Consider the following 21,210-nt stretch of genomic DNA (forward strand, 5'->3'; position numbering starts at 1 on the left):
GAAACTCCGATGAATATAGTAAAAGAAACTGTCCAACTTTTGATAAACGGTGAATTTGCCCGGGCAGAACACCAAATAGGACGCATTAAGGCATCTCAGTCTCCCGAAGACATGCATTTACTAGCAGAGGAATTGCTGCAACTTGGGTTTTGGGATAAAGCAAAAGACCTTTATGAGGAATTATTAAAGCTGTTTCCAGGTGAAGGCGAACTGATTTTGTCTTTAGCAGAAATTTTAATTGAAGCTGACCAGGAAGATGAGGCCTTTGCCTTGCTTGAACAAATCAGCCCTGAGGATGAGATGTATCCAAGTGCACTTCTACTTGAAGCGGATCTTTACCAGATGCAGGGCATGGATGAAGTAAGCGAACGGAAACTGCTTCAGGCAAAGCAATTGCTCCCTGATGAACCGCTCGTCGATTTTGCGCTTGCTGAACTGTTTTACCAGCAGGGAAGGAATCTAGATGCCGTTGCAAGTTACCTGAAAGTACTGGAAGCTGACACGGAAATAAACGGCATCAATATCAACCAGCGTATTGCAGAGTCTTTGAGCGGTGCGGGCAAATTTGAGGAGGCACTTCCTTACTTTAAGAAGGCCTTGGAGGATCGTCTGGAAATCAATACTTTGTTTGAGTATGGGTTTACGGCGTATCAAGCCGGATTCTATGAAACAGCCTTAGATACATTTACAGAGTTAAAAGAGCTTGACCGGGAATATTATTCTCTGTATTTATATTTAGCTAAGGCATATGAGCATATAGAACACCTCGACCGTTCTCTGGCTGCAGTAAAAGAGGGGATTGCAGTCGATGAATTTAACAAGGATTTGTATTTTTACGGCGGCAAGATTTCCCTTAAAAAAGGAGAACCAGAAGAGGCAGAGGAATTCTTCAGGCAAGCACTTGCCTTAGATCCAGGTTTTTTAGAAGCCTCGCTAACGTTAATTAAACTGCTCATGCAACAAGAGCGCTTTGAAGATGCACTGGAATGCCTGGAAGAAGTCAGAAAATATGGTGAAGACGACCCGCAATTTGATTGGTTGTCAGCCGTAAGCCGCCAAAAATTAGAGCAATATGATGAGGCATTAAATGACTATCATAAAGCATATAATTCCTTTAAGAACAACCAGGATTTTCTTGAAGACTATGGATTCTTTTTAATTGAAGAAGGAAACAAGCACACCGCTAGAGAAATATTTAATAAGCTTGCAAGTGCCGATCCATCCAATGACGAATATGCAATGATTTTGGAACGACTTACGGATGGGCCGGACGAAATGTAGGAAGCCATAATCCGGGACAATATTATTACAGAGGAGGGAACTGATGATGGCTGCCCCTGTATCTGTGCACGAAAAGAAAGATTTTATTCGCTGGTTTTTGAATCATTACCAACTGAAAAGACGAGAGTGCGTATGGATCTTGAACTACCTTATGAGCCATGACCAATTGATGAAGAAGGTTCATTTTGTAGAACATGCCCAATATTGCCCCAGGGGGTTGGTCATGTCAACGCACTGCGTTGAAGAAGCCCCATTCAGGTTCTATAAGTCCAATATCATGACCACAGATGCAGAGAAATCCTTCCACGATATCAGGCTTAATCGCGAGGAGGAAATATACATCCAGCTGAACTTTAAATCAGCCTATTCTTCTTATCAATATGCAGCCGTGTTGGAGGATAATCCATTTATGCCGAAAGTAGGCGCAAGCAATGAAAAAGACAAGATCCTTGCTGAGCAATTTCTTGAAAAGTCAATCCTCTCTTTCCAAAGGAAAAAAATTCTACAGGAGATTGACGATGCATTGGACCGGCATGACCAAGAAGCCTTCCTACGGCTGTCTGAACAGCTGAACAAAATGGGAAAATGAATATATAGAGAAGCTCTGAATCCTCGCCCTTTAAAAAGGGGAGGTTTCTTTTTATTAGGGGGCACAGAGCCTCTGAATAAGTCAATTATATGTGAAGGTTGCTATTTTTCCTGGATGCCCGGCGGTTTGGAAAAATGAAGTTGTTTTTAGCAGATTCCGGAAACTTTACCCTGTTCAAATGGGTTTCGGCCATATCGTTCTATTAGAAACGTAAAGATGGTAATATGGTGATTGATGTTAATGTTAACAGGAGGAGGAATTTATTTTGAAATGGACACCAAGGGATTTAAAAACGTTCGATGATGCAAAGGAGTATATTGATACTGTAGTTGTCCCGCTCATACCCGTTTCCCTTCAAAATGACCGGAATCAATCAGCATCCATGTATGAATTCATCGACAGGCTTACTGGCAGTATTGAAAACCAGTTTAAAGGGCGGGTTATGTTAATGCCTCCATTGTCTTATCTGGCCAGTGGTGAAATTGAGCAGAAAATGGAGGCTGTCCATTCTTGGAGGAAAGAATTAGAAAGCTTCAAATACATTTATTTCATTACATCGGACAATGAATGGAAAGCGTATGAACAGGATTTCGAGGGGACATTGATCTGGATGCCATCCATCCCACTTGAGCATTTGGATGAGGGACAAGCGCGGTCAATGATAGTCGATCAGGCACGCCAAATATTTAACTTATTCACCCGAAAATGGAAAGAATCGTAATCTATATTTTTTTGAATTTTTAGAAACTTAGACACATTGTTGCCATCTTTTAGAATTATGGAAATATTGACCTTATTCAATTATTGATATATCATTGTAATGTCCTAGTTTTATAGTGTTTCTATTATTTGGTCCGTTGGACTCGAAGCTTAGTGATAGAGGGGGGGAAAATGCATGAGCAAGCATAATGTTTCAAGACGTCAATTCCTTAGTTACACACTTACTGGAGTAGGTGGGTTTATGGCGGCGGGTATGTTGATGCCGATGGTGCGGTTTGCTGTTGACCCTGTATTGAAAGCGGGTGCAGGTAGTGACTTTATCGCTACTAAACAAAAAGTGTCTGAGATCACAGGTGAACCAAAGCGTGTCGACTTCACATTTGAACAGGTTGACGCCTGGTACAAGTCTGAGGTTACAGGGAGCGCATGGGTTTACAAAGATGATAATGGAAAGATCGTTGCATTGTCACCTGTGTGTAAACATTTGGGCTGTACTGTTGACTGGAATACAGACAAGTCGAATCCAAACCAGTTTTTCTGTCCTTGCCACTATGGCAGATACACAAAAGACGGTATGAATGTAGCGGGCACTCCGCCGGTTAAACCGTTGGATGTGTATGAGTACAGAGAAAAAGACGGATATCTTCAATTAGGTCCAATAAAACCGCATGAGGGGGCGTAATAATTGCTAAACAAGATTTATGACTGGGTAGATGAGCGGTTAGATATTACGCCGCTATGGCGGGATATTGCTGACCACGAGGTTCCCGAACATGTTAACCCTGCACATCATTTTTCAGCGTTTGTTTATTGCTTCGGCGGGCTGACATTTTTCATTACCGTAATCCAAATCCTTTCAGGCATGTTCCTGACTATGTATTATGTACCTGATATCAAAAATGCCTGGGAATCAGTATTCTATTTGCAAAATGAAGTCGCTTTCGGGCAAATCGTCCGCGGAATGCACCACTGGGGAGCAAGTCTTGTTATCGTCATGATGTTTTTACATACTTTACGCGTGTTCTTCCAGGGAGCCTACAAAAAACCGCGTGAGCTTAACTGGGTAGTTGGAGTTTTAATATTTTTCGTAATGCTTGGCCTTGGTTTCACAGGCTATTTGCTGCCTTGGGATATGAAAGCGCTATTTGCTACCAAGGTTGGACTTCAGATCGCAGAATCCGTCCCATTTATGGGTACGGCAATTAAAACATTACTCGCAGGTGACCCAACGATCGTTGGTGCGCAAACGCTTACCCGCTTCTTTGCGATTCATGTGTTCTTCTTGCCAGGGGCATTGCTCGGTTTGATGGCGGCCCACTTCCTGATGATCCGTAAGCAGGGGATTTCAGGTCCGCTATAATAGATTAACCAAAATGAATGTATTATATTTGTAGCTTTTCATAAAGGAGGGGATTGTTCCATGCATCGTGGAAAAGGGATGAAGTTCGTGGGAGATTCACGGGTTCCGGCGGCTCGTAAGCCGAACATTCCGAAGGATTATTCAGAATATCCGGGTAAAACGGAAGCATTTTGGCCTAACTTCTTATTAAAGGAATGGATGGTTGGAGCCGTTTTCCTTATTGGTTATCTATGTTTAACAGTTGCTCACCCGTCTCCTTTGGAGAAGATAGCCGATCCGACCGATACTGCATATATACCATTGCCTGACTGGTATTTCCTATTTCTCTATCAATTGCTTAAATATACCTATGCATCCGGCCCATACAATGTCATTGGGGCTCTTGTCATCCCGGGACTTGCGTTTGGAGCACTGCTGCTCGCCCCATTCATAGACCGCGGGCCACAACGGCGTCCTTCTAAGCGGCCATTTGCAACAGGATTCATGCTGCTAGCGGTTGCCGCAGTATTTTACTTAACTTGGCAATCCGTTGTGACACATGACTGGGAAGCTGCTAAAAAGCAAGGGCAAATCGTTGCTGAGAGCTCTGTTGATAAAGAAAGTGACGGGTACAAGCATTATAAAGCAAGCTGTGCCGGCTGTCACGGAAATGAACTTTCAGGTGGTACCGGACCAAAATTACTAGACACCGGACTTGCGCCTGAAGAAGTTGCAAAAATCGCAAGGGAAGGTAAAGGCGCTATGCCTCCTGGCGTTTTCAAAGGTAGTGACGAAGAATTGAAGGTATTGGCTGAATTCATTTCGAACGCGAAAACAGAATAGAGTTTCGGGGACTGGCGGAGTGATCCGTCAGTTTTTTGTCTTATGGAGTATATGATACGCTATCCTTGGAAAATCATCCAGTTATGGGTAAGATGGAAACATAATGATTGTAAGGTCGGTTGTTTGGAGAGGGAAGAGGGAATAGAAATGAATATCCTATACGCGTTTATCGCCAATAAAAACATTTTGGTTTTACTGCTTATCATAAATATACTCGGAACCATATACGGATACTATTGGTACATACCTCAATTACGTGAGACCCCGGGCATCTTCCTGCCTTTTGTTCCGGATAGTCCGACCGCGAGCCTGTTTTTTGTGTTGGTATTGATTGCTTTTTTATTGAAGCGGAATTGGGGACTGATAGAAGCACTTGCAATCGTGACTTTGTTTAAATATGGAGTATGGGCTGTTGTCATGAATTTTCTAACGCTTTACACCACGGGGTATTTACCATGGCAAGGATACATGCTTGTTGCTTCCCATGCCGCCATGGCCATTCAAGGGATTCTTTATTCCCCATTTTACAAGATAAAAGTCTGGCATCTGATGGTGGCAGCCATATGGACGGTGCATAACGATATGATCGATTATGTGTTTAATATGATGCCGGTCTACCGTGACCTCATGCAGTATATGGACCAAATTGGTTACTTCACATTTTGGTTAAGTATTATATCCATATTCATCGCGTACTACTTTGGACTTAAAGAAAATCGCCATACCCTTTCCATATAATTTTTTGTTTTATTAAAATCATTCCGCATCCGAGTTAGGCTAAAAATAAATCAAAAGGTGTTGGTCTACTCCAAAATTCTCTTTCATATTGTTATATAGAGGAATGAGGAGGGACAAGGGTATGGTAAAAAAAATCCTGTTGCTGGCAGCCATTATATTTGCGGTTAATTTCTCTAATGTACATGCACAATCCTCTTCTAATTTAGTAAAATTAGATGAAATCGCTGATGAAGCGTTGCAGCTTGCAAAGCTAGGGAGATATGAAGAAACGGAAAAAATGCTTTCTTACTTTTCAGACAGATTCATAAAAGTTACCGCAAAAGAACAGATCTTCAGTATGGACGAACTCCGGATTATCACTGTCTCCCATAACCAGGCAATGCAGGCTGTAAGAAACACGGGCGTCTCCGATGCGGAAAAAACGAATTCCGTAACAAAGTTCCGCCTGGTCATCGATGCAATTAAATCTACACATCAGCCATTATGGACCGCAATGGAAGAACAAATGATGGGGACTTTTAGTCAGGCCCAGGCTGCCCTGAAGAAACAAAATTCTGAAGAATTCCATGTAAAACTAAATGCATTATTATCGCAATATGATATGATCCAGCCAAGCCTAAAGGTTGATGTTGCGCCAGAAAGAATTCTGAAACTCGATGATAGGCTGCAGTATATTAATCAAAACAGCACACAGGTTTTTTCCCAGAAGGGGAGCCAAAAGGAAATGGATGCCCTTGGCCAGGATTTAAAATCCATTTTTGATGCGCAAGAAGATGAAGCGGATCCCTCTTTATGGTGGGTTATCATTACAACGGGAAGTATCATTATTTTGACTTTATCCTATGTTGGATGGAGAAAATATAAAGGTGGAAAGGAAAAGTCAATAAAAGAGCGGAATGATTGACACAAGTGTATAGAAAGCCATAAAATTACGGTAATATTAAACGACATCAGGAGGAAGATATGTATCTCATCTATTTGGCGATCGTTATTCTTATCCCGATCTATGCGCAAATGAGGGTTAGAAGCTCATATAAGAAATATTCGCAGGTACCCTCTTCATCACGAATGACCGGCGCCCAGGTGGCAAGGCAGATTCTTGACCAGAATGGCCTTTACCATGTTACTGTAGAAGAAACAGGCGGTGTTTTAAGCGATCATTATGATCCGCGTTCTAAAACGGTCAGGCTGTCATCAGATAATTTCCACGGCCATTCCGTGGCAGGTACGGCAGTGGCAGCACATGAAGTGGGGCATGCCATTCAAGACCAACAGGATTACTCATTCCTTCGGATCCGCCATGCATTGGTGCCTGTTGCGAATATTGGGTCGAATTTATCATGGATTTTAATTTTGATCGGTATTTTTGCCCAATTATCGGGCTTCCTATTAGCAGGAATTGTGTTTATGGCAGCTGCTGTGGTGTTTCAAATCGTTACTCTGCCCGTCGAATTCAATGCTTCCTCAAGGGCGATGGATCAGGTCGTTTCCTTGGGCATTATCAGAAATGATGAAGAACGGGAAACGAAAAAAGTCCTCAACGCCGCCGCATTAACGTATGTGGCAGCAGCCGCTGTCGCGGTATTAGAACTAGTCAGGCTGATCCTGATTTATACGGGAATGACTCGAAGCGAAGACTAATTTATGAAAAAAACCAACTTTAGGCAACATGCCAAAGTTGGTTTTTTTGTGCAAACGTTTCTACCGTTCGATTGGGTTTTTGTTTTCATCCAATGTAAATCCTTCTCCTAATACATCATGGACAACACTGACGGAAACAAAGGCATGCGGGTCGACCGAAGTAATTACATTTTTTAGCCGTACAATTTCGTTTCTTCCAACAACACAATAGAGTACCTCTCGATCAGTCTTTGTAAACGAACCGTATCCTTTTAAAACCGTTACGCCCCGCTCCATCTCTTTCATGATCCTATCGGCGATATCCTTGTTTTTATCGGAGATGATCAGTGCACCCCTGGCTGTATATGCCCCTTCCTGCATAAAATCTATTACGCGTGCAGCGATGAAAACCGCTACCATTGTATACATTGCTTCGCGGTAATCGAGATATGTAATAATAGAAAGTGTGATAACTACCGCGTCAAATAAAAACATTGTCCTTCCCATACTCCATCCAAAAAAATGAAGCATAATCCTGGCAATTATATCGACTCCGCCTGTAGTTCCGCCGAAACGAAACGTGATCCCAAGCCCGATTCCTATGAAGGCTCCAGCAAACAATGCAGCTAGCATTAGATCCTCGCCAAGGGGTATGTGAAATTGGTACCGTTCAAATATCCAAAGCCAGACTGACAAACTAACTGTACCTACAATGGTGTAGATAAAAGTTGTCCTTCCAAGAAACTTCCAACCTAGAAAAAAGATTGGGATATTCAGGACCAGGTTGGTTATGGATGGATTGATGCCGGCCAATTGATAGATAATCAACGTGAGTCCGGTAAATCCTCCTTCCGCAAGATTATTTTGAATATTGAAATGGATAAGGCCAAAACCGAATATAGCAGAGCCAAACAATATGAAAAGGATATTTTTAAGTTTTACTCCGGTGAACATATTTTTTACCTCCATGATCCTATGTTTTTCCAAAACGGCACGTGACCATAATTATAAAGGAATATACATCCAGTCGCAATTAAGGCATCTGCGGCGAATATGTTGTCATATAACTAAGTTTTAGCTAACATTAATGAGGAATGGACTGGGCTTTAATGCTTTAATATGCTGTTTAGTATGCCACAAAATGAATCGCCCACTAATTAGTAAACATAAAATACATAAAGGAAAATACTAAACGTCCAAATAAGAACAGCCAATCCAGCAGGCAAAAGCATTGAAAAGGGTGATATAATGGGCAATAATAAGTCATTGCGTGAAATGCAGGCGGAAGTAGATGAGTACATCGGCCAGTTCAAGGAAGGCTATTTCAGCCCTCTGGCGATGCTTGCACGGCTATCTGAAGAACTCGGGGAGCTCTCGCGCGAAGTAAACCATTTTTATGGAGAGAAACCAAAAAAAATGTCCGAAAAGGAAAATACGGTTGAGGAAGAACTCGCAGACATGCTTTTCGTGGTAATCTGTTTTGCAAACTCTTTAAATATTGATTTGCAAGAAGCACATGATGCGGTCATGCATAAATTCGAAACACGTGATAAAGACAGATGGACAAGAATTGGGGAAAAAGGAGAAGAGGTAAATGGAAATGGAAACAATTAAGATCATTATAGCTGGGCCGAGGGGGAGAATGGGCAGGGAAGCAGTTAAAATGGTCCAAGAAACAGAAGGATATCGGCTTGTAGCTGCCCTTGACAAAAAGCATGGTGGAATGAATATGAATGATATCGAAGGCTTTCACGGCATTGATGCACCAGTTTATTCCGACCCTGAAAAATGTTTCTCTGACGTTAAAGCTGATGTTTTAATCGATCTTACAACACCGGAAGTTGGTATGCTTCACGCCGAGACTGCGTTAACCCATGGAATCCGGCCGGTCGTTGGAACAACGGGTTTTACCAATGAAGACCTTGAGAGGTTAGACCGGTTGACAAAGGAAACAGGGCTGGGTTGTATCATTGCGCCTAATTTCGCAGTTGGGGCCATCCTTATGATGAAATTTTCCCAAATGGCAGCAAAATATTTTGCTGATGTTGAAATCATTGAGCTGCATCATGACCAAAAATTAGACGCACCTTCAGGAACAGCCGTTAAAACGGCGGAAATGATCAAAAGTGTAAGGCAAAGCAAGGAACAGGGGCATCCAAACGAGAAAGAAACGATTGAAGGAGCGCGCGGTGCCAATATTGATGGCATGCATGTACATAGCGTAAGGCTTCCAGGATTAATCGCCCACCAACAGGTGATGTTTGGGGCTGACGGGCAAATGCTTACTTTGAGGCATGATTCTTTTAACCGTGCCTCATTTATGTCCGGCGTAAAGCTTTCGGTGGATACAGTAGTAAAGCAGAATAGCCTTGTTTACGGTTTGGAAAATATCATCGAATAGGAGGCGGATCACAGATGAAAATTGCATTAATCGCTCATGATAAGAAAAAAGAAGACTTAATTCGCTTTGTGACAGCCTATAAGGATATTTTCGCCCAACATGATTTATTTGCCACCGGTACCACAGGAAAGAGAATAACAGAGGAAGTATCCCTTCCGGTACATAGATTCAACTCAGGACCGCTTGGAGGGGACCAGGAAATTGGAGCGTTGGTTGCAAGGAACGAAATGGATATGGTGATCTTTTTCCGCGATCCTTTGACTGCTCAGCCCCATGAACCGGACGTTACAGCTTTAATCAGACTTTCAGATGTTTATAATGTACCACTCGCTACAAACATGGGAACTGCAGAAGTGCTCGTCCAAGGGTTGAAAAATGGTTATATGGCTTGGAGGAACATCGTAGAAAATGAAGGTGAGCCAAGTGGAAAATAAAATTGATATCCTTGCTTTCGGGGCCCATGCGGACGATGTGGAAATTGGCATGGGCGGCACAATTGCTAAATATGCTGCGATGGGTAAAAAAATACTAATATGCGACCTGACAAAAGCGGAGTTGTCTTCAAACGGTACGGTTGAAACGAGGATGGAGGAAGCCAAAAAGGCGGCCTCCATCCTCGGCGTAGAAAGAATTTCCCTTGATTTGCCTGACCGCGGATTGTATTTGACAGCAGAAGCCGTGGAAAAAATTGCAATGGCCATCAGGCAATACAAGCCGAAATTGCTGTTTGCCCCATATTATGAAGACAGGCATCCCGATCACGGCAATTGCGCAAGGTTGGTCGAAGAAGCCGCCTTTTCTGCAGGAATCCGTAAATATATAGAACATACGGGAATAGAGGCCCATAAGGCTGAAAATTTGTATCTGTATATGATAAATGGTTTTCATAAGCCTGACTTTGTTGTTGATATTTCGGCTACAATGGGGAAAAAGCTGGACAGCCTCCGTGCATACGAAAGCCAATTTCAAAAAAGTAAAACCGGAGTGATGACACCGTTGGTCAACGGGTACATAGAATCGGTTGAAGCAAGAGAACGGTTGTTTGGACAGGGAGCGGGAGTGGACTTTGCTGAGGGGTTTATTTCGAAAAAACCGATCCTGCTCTCTTATGATTTATTAGGAGAATAATTATGAAACTAAAAATTGGAATTACCTGTTACCCGACCGTTGGTGGTTCAGGTGTAGTGGCTACCGAGCTCGGGAAGCTGCTTGCCGAGAAAGGCCATGAAATACACTTTATTTCTTCAAGCATCCCTTTCCGGCTAAACAAGATGTACCATAATATTTTTTATCACCAGGTGGAAGTCAACTCTTATTCAGTCTTCCAATACCCTCCCTATGATCTTGCACTCGCAAGCAAAATGGCCGAGGTTATTAAAAGGGAACAGCTGGATATCCTCCATGTTCATTACGCAATCCCGCACGCGGTGTGTGCCATCTTAGCAAAACAAATGGCTGGCACTGACATCAAAATAGTGACCACCTTGCATGGTACAGATATAACAGTGTTAGGATATGACCCTTCTCTAAATGATTTAATTAAATTCGGAATTGAAAAATCGGATATCGTTACAGCGGTTTCCGACGCCCTCTCCATCCAAACAAGGGAGTTAATCGCCCCGGATAAGGACATTCGTACTGTTTATAATTTTATTGATGAACGAGTCTATCAAAAAACGGATTCGCATCACTTGAAGGAAATGTACGGAATAAGCGAATCCGAAAAAGTATGTATTCACGTGTCTAATTTTCGAGCTGTCAAACGGGTACAGGATGTTGTTCGAGCTTTTGCTTCCATTCAGGAACAAATACCATCTAAATTGCTTCTTGTTGGTGATGGCCCTGAAATGACAGTCGTTTGCAGAATGGTCCAAGAACTTGGACTTGAAGAAAAAGTCCTTTTTCTTGGCAAGCAGGATAAATTGGAAGACCTGTATTCCATCAGTGATTTAATGCTTTTGCTCTCCGAAAAAGAAAGCTTTGGCCTTGTTCTACTAGAAGCCATGGCTTGCGGTGTCCCTTGTATAGGTACTAATGTCGGAGGAATTCCGGAAGTCATTGACGATGGGAAAACCGGATATGTAATAGATTTGGGTGATACTAAGACTGTGGCCGAAAGGGCTGTGGGTTTGTTGGCTGATCCAGATTTGCATAGTCGTTTTTCAGAAGAGAGTGTTAAGAGGGTGAAGACCAAATTCCGGTCTGACATCATAACGGCCCAATATGAATCAATATACCGGGAATTAGTGACTCAGAACGAAATCAATCAATAAAGGAGATTCTCCTTATGCACAAGATATTCCAGAAGGCTGTCCCCATTCTCGAGCAAATTGAAGAAGCAGGCTTTGAAGCATATTTTGTAGGTGGGTCGGTACGCGATTACATATTACAAAAAGAAATAAATGACGTTGATATTGCTTCCTCAGCAACACCGTACGAAATTAAGAAGATATTTGCCAACACTGTCGATGTCGGGATTGAACATGGAACGGTGATAGTACTGCATGAAGGTGAAGGCTATGAAATCACGACGTTTCGGACGGAGGGCAACTACAGCGATTTCCGCCGTCCCGATACAGTGGAATTCATTCGCTCTCTGATGGAGGATCTTAAACGGCGGGACTTTACTATGAACGCAATGGCAATGGACAAGACTGGCCAAATTCAGGACCCTTTCCATGGAAAAAAAGCAATTGAAAGCAAAATGATTGTAACTGTAGGTAATCCTGATGAAAGATTCAGGGAGGATGCGCTACGGATGATGCGGGCTATCCGCTTCGTGAGCCAGCTATCATTTGATGTGGAGGGACAAACTCTTCAGTCAATGAAACAAAACAGTTTTCTGCTGGAACAAATTGCTGTTGAACGATTATATATAGAGTTTAATAAACTACTAAAGGGCAATAACAGGAAGACAGCCTTTCTATTGCTGGTCCAAACCGGGCTATATAAGTATTTACCTGGTTTCACAAGTATTCAAGAGGCGCTGCAGATTGTTCGAACCATAAATACAGGACAACTGGATAATCCTGTAGAATTTTGGGCTTTGTTACTGTCAATTGGGAAAATTGACGATACGGAAGCTTTTTTAAGGGTCTGGAAAATGCCTGTTAAAAACATAAGGGAAATAGGGCGTTTGTGCTTCCATGTTGAAAATAAAACAGACTTTATAGCGGATAAGAAAGCTCTTTTCAGTTCTGGGCTAAATGAGGCCGTTAAAGCCACTAAAATCCATGCCGTCATGAATCATAATCATGCAGAAGACGCAGCTAATAAGGTGAGGGAAGCCTATCGAAGGCTGCCGATTCATTCTATAAAAGAATTGGATGTAAATGGAAATGATCTTGTAAGCTGGTTCGGGAGACGTCCCGGTCCCTGGGTGAAGGAAGAAATGGAGCGGATTCTTTCAGCCATTCTCTGGGAAGATATAATCAATCGAAAAGAGGATATAAAGGAGTGGCTCAAACGTTGCAATCGGATGTAAGAACGAAGCTCATCGAAGCATTCTCAAAAGCGGACGGAAAATTTATTTCAGGGCAGGAAATTGCTGAATATATCGGCTGCTCACGGACAGCGGTGTGGAAACATATCGAAGATTTGCGAAGTGAGGGATACATATTGGAGGCAGTTCGCAAAAAAGGCTACAGGATCGTTAGCAAACCCGAAAAGGTAACAGCTAATGAGATACAGCTGGGACTCTCAACCGAGATTTTTGGAAAGAACGTCCATTATGAAGAAACAGTCGATTCCACACAAAAAATTGCACACCGTTTGGCAGGCAGCGGTGTTCCTGAAGGCACCCTAGTTGTCGCTGAAGAGCAGACGTTCGGTAAGGGGAGGCTTTCAAGAAGCTGGTACTCCCCAAAATATACAGGTATTTGGATGAGTCTAATTTTAAGACCTAATATTCCATTTCAACAGGCACCTCAGCTCACATTGCTGGCAGCCGTTGCTGTGGTCCAGGGTATAGAGGAAGCTACGGAATTAATGCCGGGAATCAAGTGGCCGAATGATATCCTGATAAATGGCAAAAAAGTTACTGGAATTCTTACAGAGCTACAGGCCGAAGCTGACCGCATACATTCTGTAATCATCGGTATCGGGATTAATGTCAATCAAAAACCCGGGGATTTTCCTGAGGAACTACTGGAAAAAGCATCTTCATTATACATTGAATCAGGTCATCCAGTTTCACGCGCAAAGCTCATCCAACACATTTTGAAGAAAATGGAGAATTTGTATAAGCTCTATTTGGAACAAGGATTTGCACCAATCAAAGTGCTGTGGGAAAGCTATGCCGTAAGTCTTGGAAAGGAAATTAAGGCTTCTACCCTTACCGAAACAATCATTGGCACTGCACTGGGAATTACAGATGAAGGCGTTCTCCTTGTTGAAGGCCAAGATGGGCAAATTCATCGTATATATTCTGCTGATATCGAAATCCCTTAGAAATACAGAGTTCATTACAAAAACATATAAGAATCTTTTAAAGCTGTCTATGATAGTGATAGCTTTTTAAATTGGAACTTGTTATAATTTCTTTGGGCAGTATCTTTGCGAACTGCACCTTTCATGTATTGATAATAGAATTTTCTGCCTTGATCCGGATATGCCGGACGGGGACGGAGGGATGAAACTTCTGGATGTTAACAAGAGGCCGGCTTGGATAAGCAGTTTAAGGGAAAACCTGTTGTTACGGTATTTTGCAGCTTCACGCAAAATACCGTACAAGAGGGAATCTTTCGCTGTGTTTTCCTTTAGTCAGCCTCTTTTTATATGCTTTGGAAGTGGTAAGGGCAGCAGCTTAACGCTGGTGTTTCATCTCCTCTATCACAAAAGGAGGATACGAAATTGAAACTCTCTGGACAATTCATAAAAATGAAGCAAAACAATGAAAAGATTGTCATGTTGACAGCTTATGATTTTCCGACCGCAAAGCTTGCCGAGCAATCGGATGTAGACATGATCCTCGTCGGTGACTCCCTCGGAATGGTCGTCCTGGGTTATGAATCTACGATACCGGTCACCGTAGACGACATGGTCCATCATTCGAAAGCTGTCAAACGCGGGGCCCGTGATACCTTTGTGGTAACGGACATGCCTTTCATGAGTTATCACCTTTCTATGGATGAAACCTTAAAAAATGCAGCTCGTATTATCCAGGAAGGACAAGCTGATGCAGTGAAGGTTGAGGGTGCAGACGAGGTTATCGAAAAGATTAAGGCTTTAACAAAAGCTGGTGTACCTGTAGTCGCCCATCTCGGTTTGACACCGCAATCTGTCGGCGTACTTGGTGGTTATAAAGTACAGGGAAAAGATGCTGAAGCTGCTGAAAAGCTCCTCGATGATGCCAAAAGGTGTGAAGAAGCCGGAGCAATCGCTTTAGTGCTTGAGTGTGTTCCCCACCAGGTTTCCGAAATGATAACGAGGGCGCTCGATATTCCGACGATAGGGATTGGCGCTGGGCTTGCGACTGACGGTCAGGTTCTTGTTTTTCATGATGTCGTAAATTACGGAGTGGATCGTGTGCCTAAGTTTGTCAAGCAATACGGAGATGCAAACAGATTAATAGCGGCTGCCCTATCACAATATGTAAAAGAGGTAAAACAACAGGAATTTCCTGAGGACAAGCATAGCTTTTCCATGAAAGAAGAGGAAGTCTCTGCATTATACGGAGGAAAAGTATGAAGATCATCACAACCGTGCGTGAAATGCAAGAAGCGATCAGGACCGGGAAGAAGCTTGGCAAATCGATCGGTTATGTCGCGACGATGGGGTATCTTCACGATGGACATTTAAGTCTATTAAAACGTGCAAGGAAAGAAAACGATATTGTCGCCCTTAGCATATTCGTGAATCCTATCCAGTTCGGACCTAATGAGGATTTTGAAACGTATCCCCGAGATATGGACAGGGATGAAAAAGTAGCAAGAGAAGCAGGTGTGGATTATATTTTCTTCCCATCAGTCCAGGAAATGTACCACGATGAAGCTTCGATAAAAATTACCGTTCAAACTAGAGCAGACGTGTTATGCGGCAGGCAAAGGCCCGGCCATTTTGACGGAGTTGCAACAGTTCTGACAAAGCTATTCAATATTATCAATCCAGATAAGGCATACTTCGGCATGAAGGATGCCCAGCAAGTCGCTGTAGTAGATGGATTGATCCGTGATATGAATTTCGCTATTCAGCTCGTCCCTGTCCCAACTGTGCGGGAAGAAGATGGACTGGCGAAGAGTTCACGGAATGTGTACCTGCTGGAGGAGGAACGCAAGGAAGCTAAGGAACTATACCAGAGTCTGCTACTTGCCGAGCAAGCTATCATAAATGGCGAGGACCGTCCGGAAGAGGTTATCCGGATGATGAAGGAACATATTGAAAACAATACAGGCGCTGAGATCGATTATATCGAAATCTATTCTTATCCTGAGCTTAAACCTTTGAAAAGTTTGCAAGGGAAAATACTCATTGCGCTTGCAGTGAAGTTCACGAAAGCAAGATTAATAGATAATATTACGTTGACATTATCCTAAAAAAGGGGTGTTTTGAATGTTCCGCACTATGATGAATGGAAAAATACATCGTGCCCGTGTAACGGAAGCAAACCTAAATTATGTGGGAAGCATAACGATTGATGAGAATATTTTGGACGCGGTCGGCATGCTCCCGAATGAAAAAGTAGCGATTGTGAACAACAATAATGGGGCAAGACTTGAGACTTATATAATACCGGGGGAAAGGGGTTCGGGTGTTGTTTGCCTGAACGGGGCAGCAGCACGTTTGGTACAGCCCGATGATATCGTTATTATCATTTCTTATGTGATCGTTCCGGAAGAAAAGGTTCTTGACCATAAGCCAAAGATTGCCATTATGGACGAAAATAATAAAATCGTTGAACTGATAGCCGAAGAGCCTGAAGCAACGATCTTATAACATGCATCCCTCATTTTGAGGGATCTTTTTTATACATATCGAAACTTTCGGGGAAGGTAAGTGTAGCAATGCAATATTTAACCTTTCCTTTAAATTGAAATAAATGATATGGTATAAAAAAAGAACAGCTTAACGATTTCAATTGTTTTAGGCAATTTTTAGAGGTGTACAAAAACATGGCACAGAGATATGCAGTAATTGATTTGGAAACTACGGGGAATTCATCAAAAAAGGGCGACAGGGTTATCCAGTTTGCAGGGGTGGCCATTGAAGATGGCATAATTGTTGAGGAATTTTCCACATTCATTCGACCAGGGCAGGATATACCAGTATTTATCGAAGAGCTGACAGGTATAACGAATGAAATGGTTAAGGATGCCCCTGAATTCCAAGAGGTAGCTTCAAGAATCGTTGAATTCCTCCGTGATTCATGTTTTGTTGCCCATAATGTACTATTTGATCTTTCTTTCCTTCAGGACGAATTAATCCGCTGCGGGTTTGAAGGGTTTTATGGATCGGCAATTGATACGGTGGAACTGGCGAAAATCACGAAACCGACATCGGATGGTTATAAGTTGAACCAACTGGCAAAGCAGGAAAACTTGCAGCATGACCGACCACATCGCGCGGACAGCGATGCTTATGTTACTGCACTGCTATTCTTGGAATTAAATAAAAAACTTGCCGCACTTCCGCTAATTACACTTAAAAAGCTACATAAGCTTTCTTTTTCATTAAAAAGCGATATCTCGGATTTGCTTGAAGAACTGATGTCTGAAAAAACGGCAAAAAACGAGGTTCGTTGCCCTGATTTAAACATATTCCGAGGGATTGCCTTGAGAAAGTCAATCCATGAAGATGGAAATCATCATGTAGGAATTTCACATAGTTATCCTTTTGACCATGCCAAAAAGGCTGCATTAATGCAAACTGCAATCCTTCATATGGAATATAGGCAGCAACAGTTTAAAATGATGGACTTGGTGTATGAATCCTTTCATGAAGGCCGCCATACTATTATTGAAGCCGGCACTGGTATCGGGAAATCATTGGGATATCTAGTTCCGGCTGCTTTTTTTGCCAAACATCACGGGAAAACTGTTTTAATTTCTACTCATACCATACAATTGCAGAATCAGCTTATTCATCAGGAAATACCGAAATTAAAAGTAATGCTTCCTTTCGATATTCATACTGTTCTGTTGAAAGGAAGGGGCAATTACTTATCCCTTGCGAAATTTGAAAGGGCACTCCGCGAAAAGGATGACAATTATGAAACAGCCCTAGCAAAGATGCAAATTCTGGTTTGGTTAACTGAAACAGAGACAGGCGACAAAGATGAACTGAATTTAACAAGCGGCGGCAAGCTTTTTTGGGAAAGGATTCAAAGCGGCGGTTATATCGATCCGGAACTGCTGCAGCCCTGGTCTTCTGTTGATTATTATGAAAGGGCTACGCGCCTTGCACAGAAGGCTGATTTCATCATCACCAACCATGCCTATCTAGCTTCGGGTTTTCTTGAGGATGAGAGAATGAAACCAGTCGAAGGCTTCGTGATCCTTGATGAGGCACAGTATTTAGAACAGGCAGCTTCTAAGTATTTAGGTAGCAGGCTCGACTACATTTCAGTTAAGACATTACTTAATAGGCTTGGGACCTATGAACAGAAACTTTTACTATACAAGCTGGAGAAGCTGGTCAGGGAAAACAAACTGAAAGGGTTAAAAAGCATCACAATCCTGAATGAGGCACTGAATAATGTTATTTACGATTTAGATCACTTATTTTATTTGCTTGCCGGGATCGCAGAGAAGCACCTAAGCGGGGAAGGCACGGGACGAATGGCGATTCAAGTCAAGGAGAAGCCTGAGTGGAGACAGGTAACGACGCTCGTTAATAGAATGAACAATCAGTTACACTATTTTATAAAAGAACTGGTTGAACGGCTCGACGCTCTAAAGCAGAAAGACTCATTGGGAAAAAATCCTCGTTTCTTCATCGGGGAATTTGAAATGAAGGTCGAACAGTTGAGGGAAATCGAGTTACTGTTAAAGGAATTTTTTATCGATCCTACGCAATCTTTTATTTATACAATGTCCTATGTGAAATCCGCTCCGCATCATGGCCTATCTTTATCATCCCAGCCAATAACAGCAGGAGCCGCCTTATGGGGTACTTTTGTTGCTTCCCAAAATAGTGTGGTTATGACATCAGCAATATTATCTGCAAAGAACTCTTTCCAGTTTTTCAAAACGCAGCTTGGTATTGAGGATATGGACATCAAAACAAGATGTCTTCCCTCCCCATTTGATTATTCCAACTGCGTTAAAGGATTGATTGCGTCAGATATGCCGGATATAAATGCAGTCCCCTTGGATGAGTTCGTAAAGGGTGCGGCTCGCCACATTATATCTGCTACCAAGGCAGCGCATGGCAGGGTGGTTATAATATTTGATTCAGATAACATTCTGCGGAAAACCTATCAATATGTGAAGGATTTGGGGGAACTAGAGGAATTCACCATGTTAGCGCAGGGAATAACGGGAGGAAGCAAGCTGAGAATGCTCCGTAATTTTCAATCTTTTGAAAAGGCTCTTTTATTCGGTAAAACAAGCCTGTGGGAGGGTATTGAGATCCCAAGGGATAATCTTTCATGTCTCGTATTTGTAGGCCTTCCGTTTTCACCGCCTGATGAGCCAGCCACTGAGGCTAAATGCTTACTAATTGCAAAGCAGGGGAAGAATCCATTCTTGGAATATTTACTGCCTGAAGCAATCTTTAGAGTTCGCCAGGGCTTCGACCAATTGGTAAGATCCAGGCATGGTAAGGGTGTGTTGCTTCTATTGGACCCGCGTATCAGTACGGCCGGATATGGCAAGGAGTTTATGGAGGCGATTCCGGGATTAAAATGGGAGGAAGTATCCTTACATACTTTGGAAAGAAAAATAGAAGAATGGAGCTACTTGTAGTTCAGTCTCAAGATGAAAAGGTTTTTGCCAAAGAAGTAGGGATAATATACAAATAAAACAGGTAATCTATGGATAAAGTTGTTAATACGGAGGATGCTGTAGTGAATGTACTTCTTTCCATGATGCTTTTTTTCACCGGATTACTGCCCATTTCAGGCGAGGAAACTGCGGTACCAGAGGAAATTCAAAAAATAGATTTGAACCTGATGGAGAAAGAATATGCGATTACATTCTTTGATTTAAATAAGGGGGATTCTTCCATTATCCAGGGGGCTGGGGGATCGACCATCATGATCAATACTGGAGCGACCGAGGATTATGAAGATTTGAAAGAATGGCTTAGGCTCTATGGAGTTAAACAGATTGATACAATTATACTGACCAGGCAGGGTGATGGTTACGACAGTAATCTGCAAGATATTGTCGATCAATATAAAGTTTCACGAGTAATAGCAGGCAAGGGAATGGTTAAAAAGGTCAACAGGCTTCTATATGAGGTTCCGGACATAAAAATTGATGTCTGGGATAGCCAGTCAAAAGAAACCTTTTTAGATGAAGTAGCAATTGGTGTGCTTCATGAGGAAGAAGGGAAAGGACAAGAACTGGATTTAACGATTCATATCAGGGCTAATCATCTTTTATATGTGACGTCGTCTTCTGGGGTTATTAGAGAAAAACTTCTATCATTGACACCGTCTAGTGTTCAAATTGTCCGGGCTCCGTTTACAGCGATGCCACTCGAGGTTGCAGAGCATTTGGATCCGCAAGCCGTTATCCTTGATGAGCATCAAGAAACACATGCTCAGAATGAAATGGTGAAGAAATGCCATGAACTATGGATAGAGGTTCTAAACATTGCTGATCAGGGAACTGTAACAACAAAATTTACCGAAGCAAACCATGAAATTTTTCCGATAAGGAATTTTTTGCATTCAAAAAATTGAACAAATACATGGGAAATGGCGAATTTTATACATTCTCGTAAAAGAAATTCCCAAAAGAGTGAATATTTATAACAGAATTTATTCTAAGCTGTTATAATGAATTCTATATCCTGTTATCAATGTTCAAGCAGAGAAATCAAGACTTATTGGAGGAATCAAGCGATGGACAGCAAAATTGAAGTGCTTTCGACAGTACGGTGTAAAACTGACCTGAATTATATAAAATTGTCGATGCGTTAAACCGCACTTTAAGTGAAAAAGATTTGATGTTCGGGCTGGGGCTTGAATCGGATAATCAAGAAAAAGCAATTTTTACGATCTATCGTACATAGAAAGAGTGAGCGCATTTTGAAAAAATGGCTGATTGGTATTGCCGTAGCGATACTTTTTGTGTTCGGAATTGTTGCAGGTACTTATATAAGTGCCTTAGGGCCAAAAAAGGATTCTGAACAGGAGGCGTTCCGTGTTGCACAAAAGGAAGCTGGCCTTGTCACTATGGACGAATTTTTTATTTATAATGGCAAGGATTCCTATAAGGTTCTCATAGGCAAAACGGCAGATGGCGGGAAAAAGGCCGTGTGGCTGCCAAATGATGACGATAAAAAGACGGTCACCGCAAATTATGACTCCGGCAAAACAAAAGAAGAGATCTTGAAGATTGCCAATAAAAAACCCGATGAGATTATTTCTATAAAACTTGGAATGGAAAACAACACACCGCTTTGGGAAATCACATATCTTGATGATTCAAACCGGTATAATTATGATTATTATGATTTCAAAACAGGGGAATGGCTTAAATTTTACCGAAGCATATGAATGGGGGATATTTT

23 protein-coding genes and 1 pseudogene are annotated in these 21,210 nt (G+C 42.2%); 23 read left to right on the forward strand and 1 reads right to left on the reverse strand.

The genetic code is table 11. From position 1 onward, the window contains the following. The first annotated feature begins 9 nt into the window (after positions 1-9). From CUU64_RS05620 to CUU64_RS05660, 9 genes are all read left to right on the forward strand, one after another. Positions 10-1,281 (forward strand): tetratricopeptide repeat protein, encoded by a 1,272-nt coding sequence (locus tag CUU64_RS05620; protein ID WP_101632288.1) that lies wholly within the window; start codon positions 10-12, stop codon positions 1,279-1,281. 46 nt (positions 1,282-1,327) lie between these two features. Then, positions 1,328-1,870, forward strand: a complete 543-nt coding sequence (locus CUU64_RS05625) for a ReoY family proteolytic degradation factor (RefSeq protein WP_101632289.1) — start codon at positions 1,328-1,330, stop codon at positions 1,868-1,870. A 265-nt stretch (positions 1,871-2,135) separates the two neighbouring features. Then, a complete protein-coding gene (locus CUU64_RS05630; protein ID WP_180954470.1) occupies positions 2,136-2,591 on the forward strand; it encodes a YpiF family protein in 456 nt (151 codons plus the stop codon). A 174-nt stretch (positions 2,592-2,765) separates the two neighbouring features. Then, on the forward strand, positions 2,766-3,272 hold the full coding sequence (locus CUU64_RS05635; RefSeq protein ID WP_101632291.1) for a QcrA and Rieske domain-containing protein: 507 nt from the start codon (positions 2,766-2,768) through the stop codon (positions 3,270-3,272). 3 nt (positions 3,273-3,275) lie between these two features. After that, positions 3,276-3,950 carry a menaquinol-cytochrome c reductase cytochrome b subunit gene (gene qcrB, locus CUU64_RS05640; protein WP_101632292.1) on the forward strand — a complete coding sequence of 225 codons (675 nt, stop codon included), beginning with the start codon at positions 3,276-3,278 and terminating at the stop codon, positions 3,948-3,950. Between the two features lie 60 nt (positions 3,951-4,010). After that, positions 4,011-4,772, forward strand: a complete 762-nt coding sequence (locus CUU64_RS05645) for a menaquinol-cytochrome c reductase cytochrome b/c subunit (protein ID WP_101632293.1) — start codon at positions 4,011-4,013, stop codon at positions 4,770-4,772. Positions 4,773-4,919: 147 nt separating this feature from the next. Next, on the forward strand, positions 4,920-5,510 hold the full coding sequence (gene lhaT / locus CUU64_RS05650; RefSeq protein ID WP_101632294.1) for a lipoprotein heptaprenylglyceryl N-acetyltransferase LhaT: 591 nt from the start codon (positions 4,920-4,922) through the stop codon (positions 5,508-5,510). 121 nt (positions 5,511-5,631) lie between these two features. Continuing rightward, positions 5,632-6,414: a sporulation protein YpjB gene (ypjB, locus tag CUU64_RS05655; protein WP_101632295.1), complete on the forward strand. Its 783-nt coding sequence runs from the start codon at positions 5,632-5,634 to the stop codon at positions 6,412-6,414. Between the two features lie 59 nt (positions 6,415-6,473). Beyond that, positions 6,474-7,151, forward strand: coding sequence for a zinc metallopeptidase (locus tag CUU64_RS05660; RefSeq protein ID WP_101632296.1), 678 nt, complete (start codon positions 6,474-6,476; stop codon positions 7,149-7,151). 60 nt (positions 7,152-7,211) lie between these two features. Here CUU64_RS05660 and CUU64_RS05665 read toward each other — a convergent pair whose 3' ends face one another. Next, positions 7,212-8,084 (reverse strand): YitT family protein, encoded by an 873-nt coding sequence (locus tag CUU64_RS05665; RefSeq protein ID WP_101632297.1) that lies wholly within the window; start codon positions 8,082-8,084, stop codon positions 7,212-7,214. 294 nt (positions 8,085-8,378) lie between these two features. On the opposite strand from CUU64_RS05665, the gene CUU64_RS05670 reads away from it, so the two are divergent. The 14 genes and pseudogenes from CUU64_RS05670 (at position 8,379) to CUU64_RS05735 (ending at position 21,196) form a co-directional block, all read left to right on the forward strand. Further along, positions 8,379-8,744 (forward strand): nucleotide pyrophosphohydrolase, encoded by a 366-nt coding sequence (locus tag CUU64_RS05670; RefSeq protein WP_101632298.1) that lies wholly within the window; start codon positions 8,379-8,381, stop codon positions 8,742-8,744. Continuing rightward, complete coding sequence (gene dapB / locus CUU64_RS05675; protein WP_101632933.1) at positions 8,731-9,531, forward strand: 4-hydroxy-tetrahydrodipicolinate reductase; 801 nt, start codon at positions 8,731-8,733, stop codon at positions 9,529-9,531. Before CUU64_RS05670 ends, dapB begins: the two co-directional genes overlap by 14 nt. 14 nt (positions 9,532-9,545) lie before the next feature. Further along, positions 9,546-9,965 carry a methylglyoxal synthase gene (gene mgsA / locus CUU64_RS05680; protein WP_101632299.1) on the forward strand — a complete coding sequence of 140 codons (420 nt, stop codon included), beginning with the start codon at positions 9,546-9,548 and terminating at the stop codon, positions 9,963-9,965. Further along, positions 9,940-10,659, forward strand: a complete 720-nt coding sequence (gene bshB1 / locus CUU64_RS05685) for a bacillithiol biosynthesis deacetylase BshB1 (RefSeq protein ID WP_101632300.1) — start codon at positions 9,940-9,942, stop codon at positions 10,657-10,659. Before mgsA ends, bshB1 begins: the two co-directional genes overlap by 26 nt. A gap of 2 nt (positions 10,660-10,661) precedes the next feature. Beyond that, the gene (gene bshA / locus CUU64_RS05690) at positions 10,662-11,804 is read left to right on the forward strand and encodes an N-acetyl-alpha-D-glucosaminyl L-malate synthase BshA (protein WP_101632301.1); all 1,143 of its coding nucleotides are present in this window, start codon (positions 10,662-10,664) and stop codon (positions 11,802-11,804) included. Between the two features lie 14 nt (positions 11,805-11,818). Beyond that, positions 11,819-13,015, forward strand: coding sequence for a CCA tRNA nucleotidyltransferase (locus CUU64_RS05695; RefSeq protein WP_101632302.1), 1,197 nt, complete (start codon positions 11,819-11,821; stop codon positions 13,013-13,015). Further along, positions 13,000-13,980: a biotin--[acetyl-CoA-carboxylase] ligase gene (locus CUU64_RS05700; RefSeq protein WP_101632303.1), complete on the forward strand. Its 981-nt coding sequence runs from the start codon at positions 13,000-13,002 to the stop codon at positions 13,978-13,980. Before CUU64_RS05695 ends, CUU64_RS05700 begins: the two co-directional genes overlap by 16 nt. 402 nt (positions 13,981-14,382) lie before the next feature. Further along, a complete protein-coding gene (gene panB, locus CUU64_RS05705; protein ID WP_142383596.1) occupies positions 14,383-15,219 on the forward strand; it encodes a 3-methyl-2-oxobutanoate hydroxymethyltransferase in 837 nt (278 codons plus the stop codon). Beyond that, entirely contained in the window at positions 15,216-16,064 is an 849-nt protein-coding gene (gene panC, locus CUU64_RS05710; RefSeq protein WP_101632304.1) for a pantoate--beta-alanine ligase, read from the forward strand. The genes panB and panC overlap by 4 nt, the downstream gene beginning before the upstream one ends. A gap of 16 nt (positions 16,065-16,080) precedes the next feature. Beyond that, a complete protein-coding gene (gene panD / locus CUU64_RS05715) occupies positions 16,081-16,464 on the forward strand; it encodes an aspartate 1-decarboxylase (protein ID WP_101632305.1) in 384 nt (127 codons plus the stop codon). A gap of 176 nt (positions 16,465-16,640) precedes the next feature. After that, entirely contained in the window at positions 16,641-19,433 is a 2,793-nt protein-coding gene (gene dinG, locus CUU64_RS05720; RefSeq protein ID WP_101632306.1) for an ATP-dependent DNA helicase DinG, read from the forward strand. A 68-nt stretch (positions 19,434-19,501) separates the two neighbouring features. Further along, complete coding sequence (locus CUU64_RS05725) at positions 19,502-20,377, forward strand: ComEC/Rec2 family competence protein (protein WP_101632307.1); 876 nt, start codon at positions 19,502-19,504, stop codon at positions 20,375-20,377. A gap of 162 nt (positions 20,378-20,539) precedes the next feature. Continuing rightward, a pseudogene (locus tag CUU64_RS05730) lies at positions 20,540-20,709 on the forward strand (YpmA family protein). A 16-nt stretch (positions 20,710-20,725) separates the two neighbouring features. Continuing rightward, entirely contained in the window at positions 20,726-21,196 is a 471-nt protein-coding gene (locus CUU64_RS05735; RefSeq protein WP_101632308.1) for a cell wall elongation regulator TseB-like domain-containing protein, read from the forward strand. Positions 21,197-21,210: the final 14 nt, after the last annotated feature.

Origin of the sequence: Bacillus sp. V5-8f (assembly GCF_002863565.1) — a bacterium.
In the GTDB taxonomy this organism is placed as follows: Bacteria; Bacillota; Bacilli; order Bacillales; family DSM-1321; genus Peribacillus.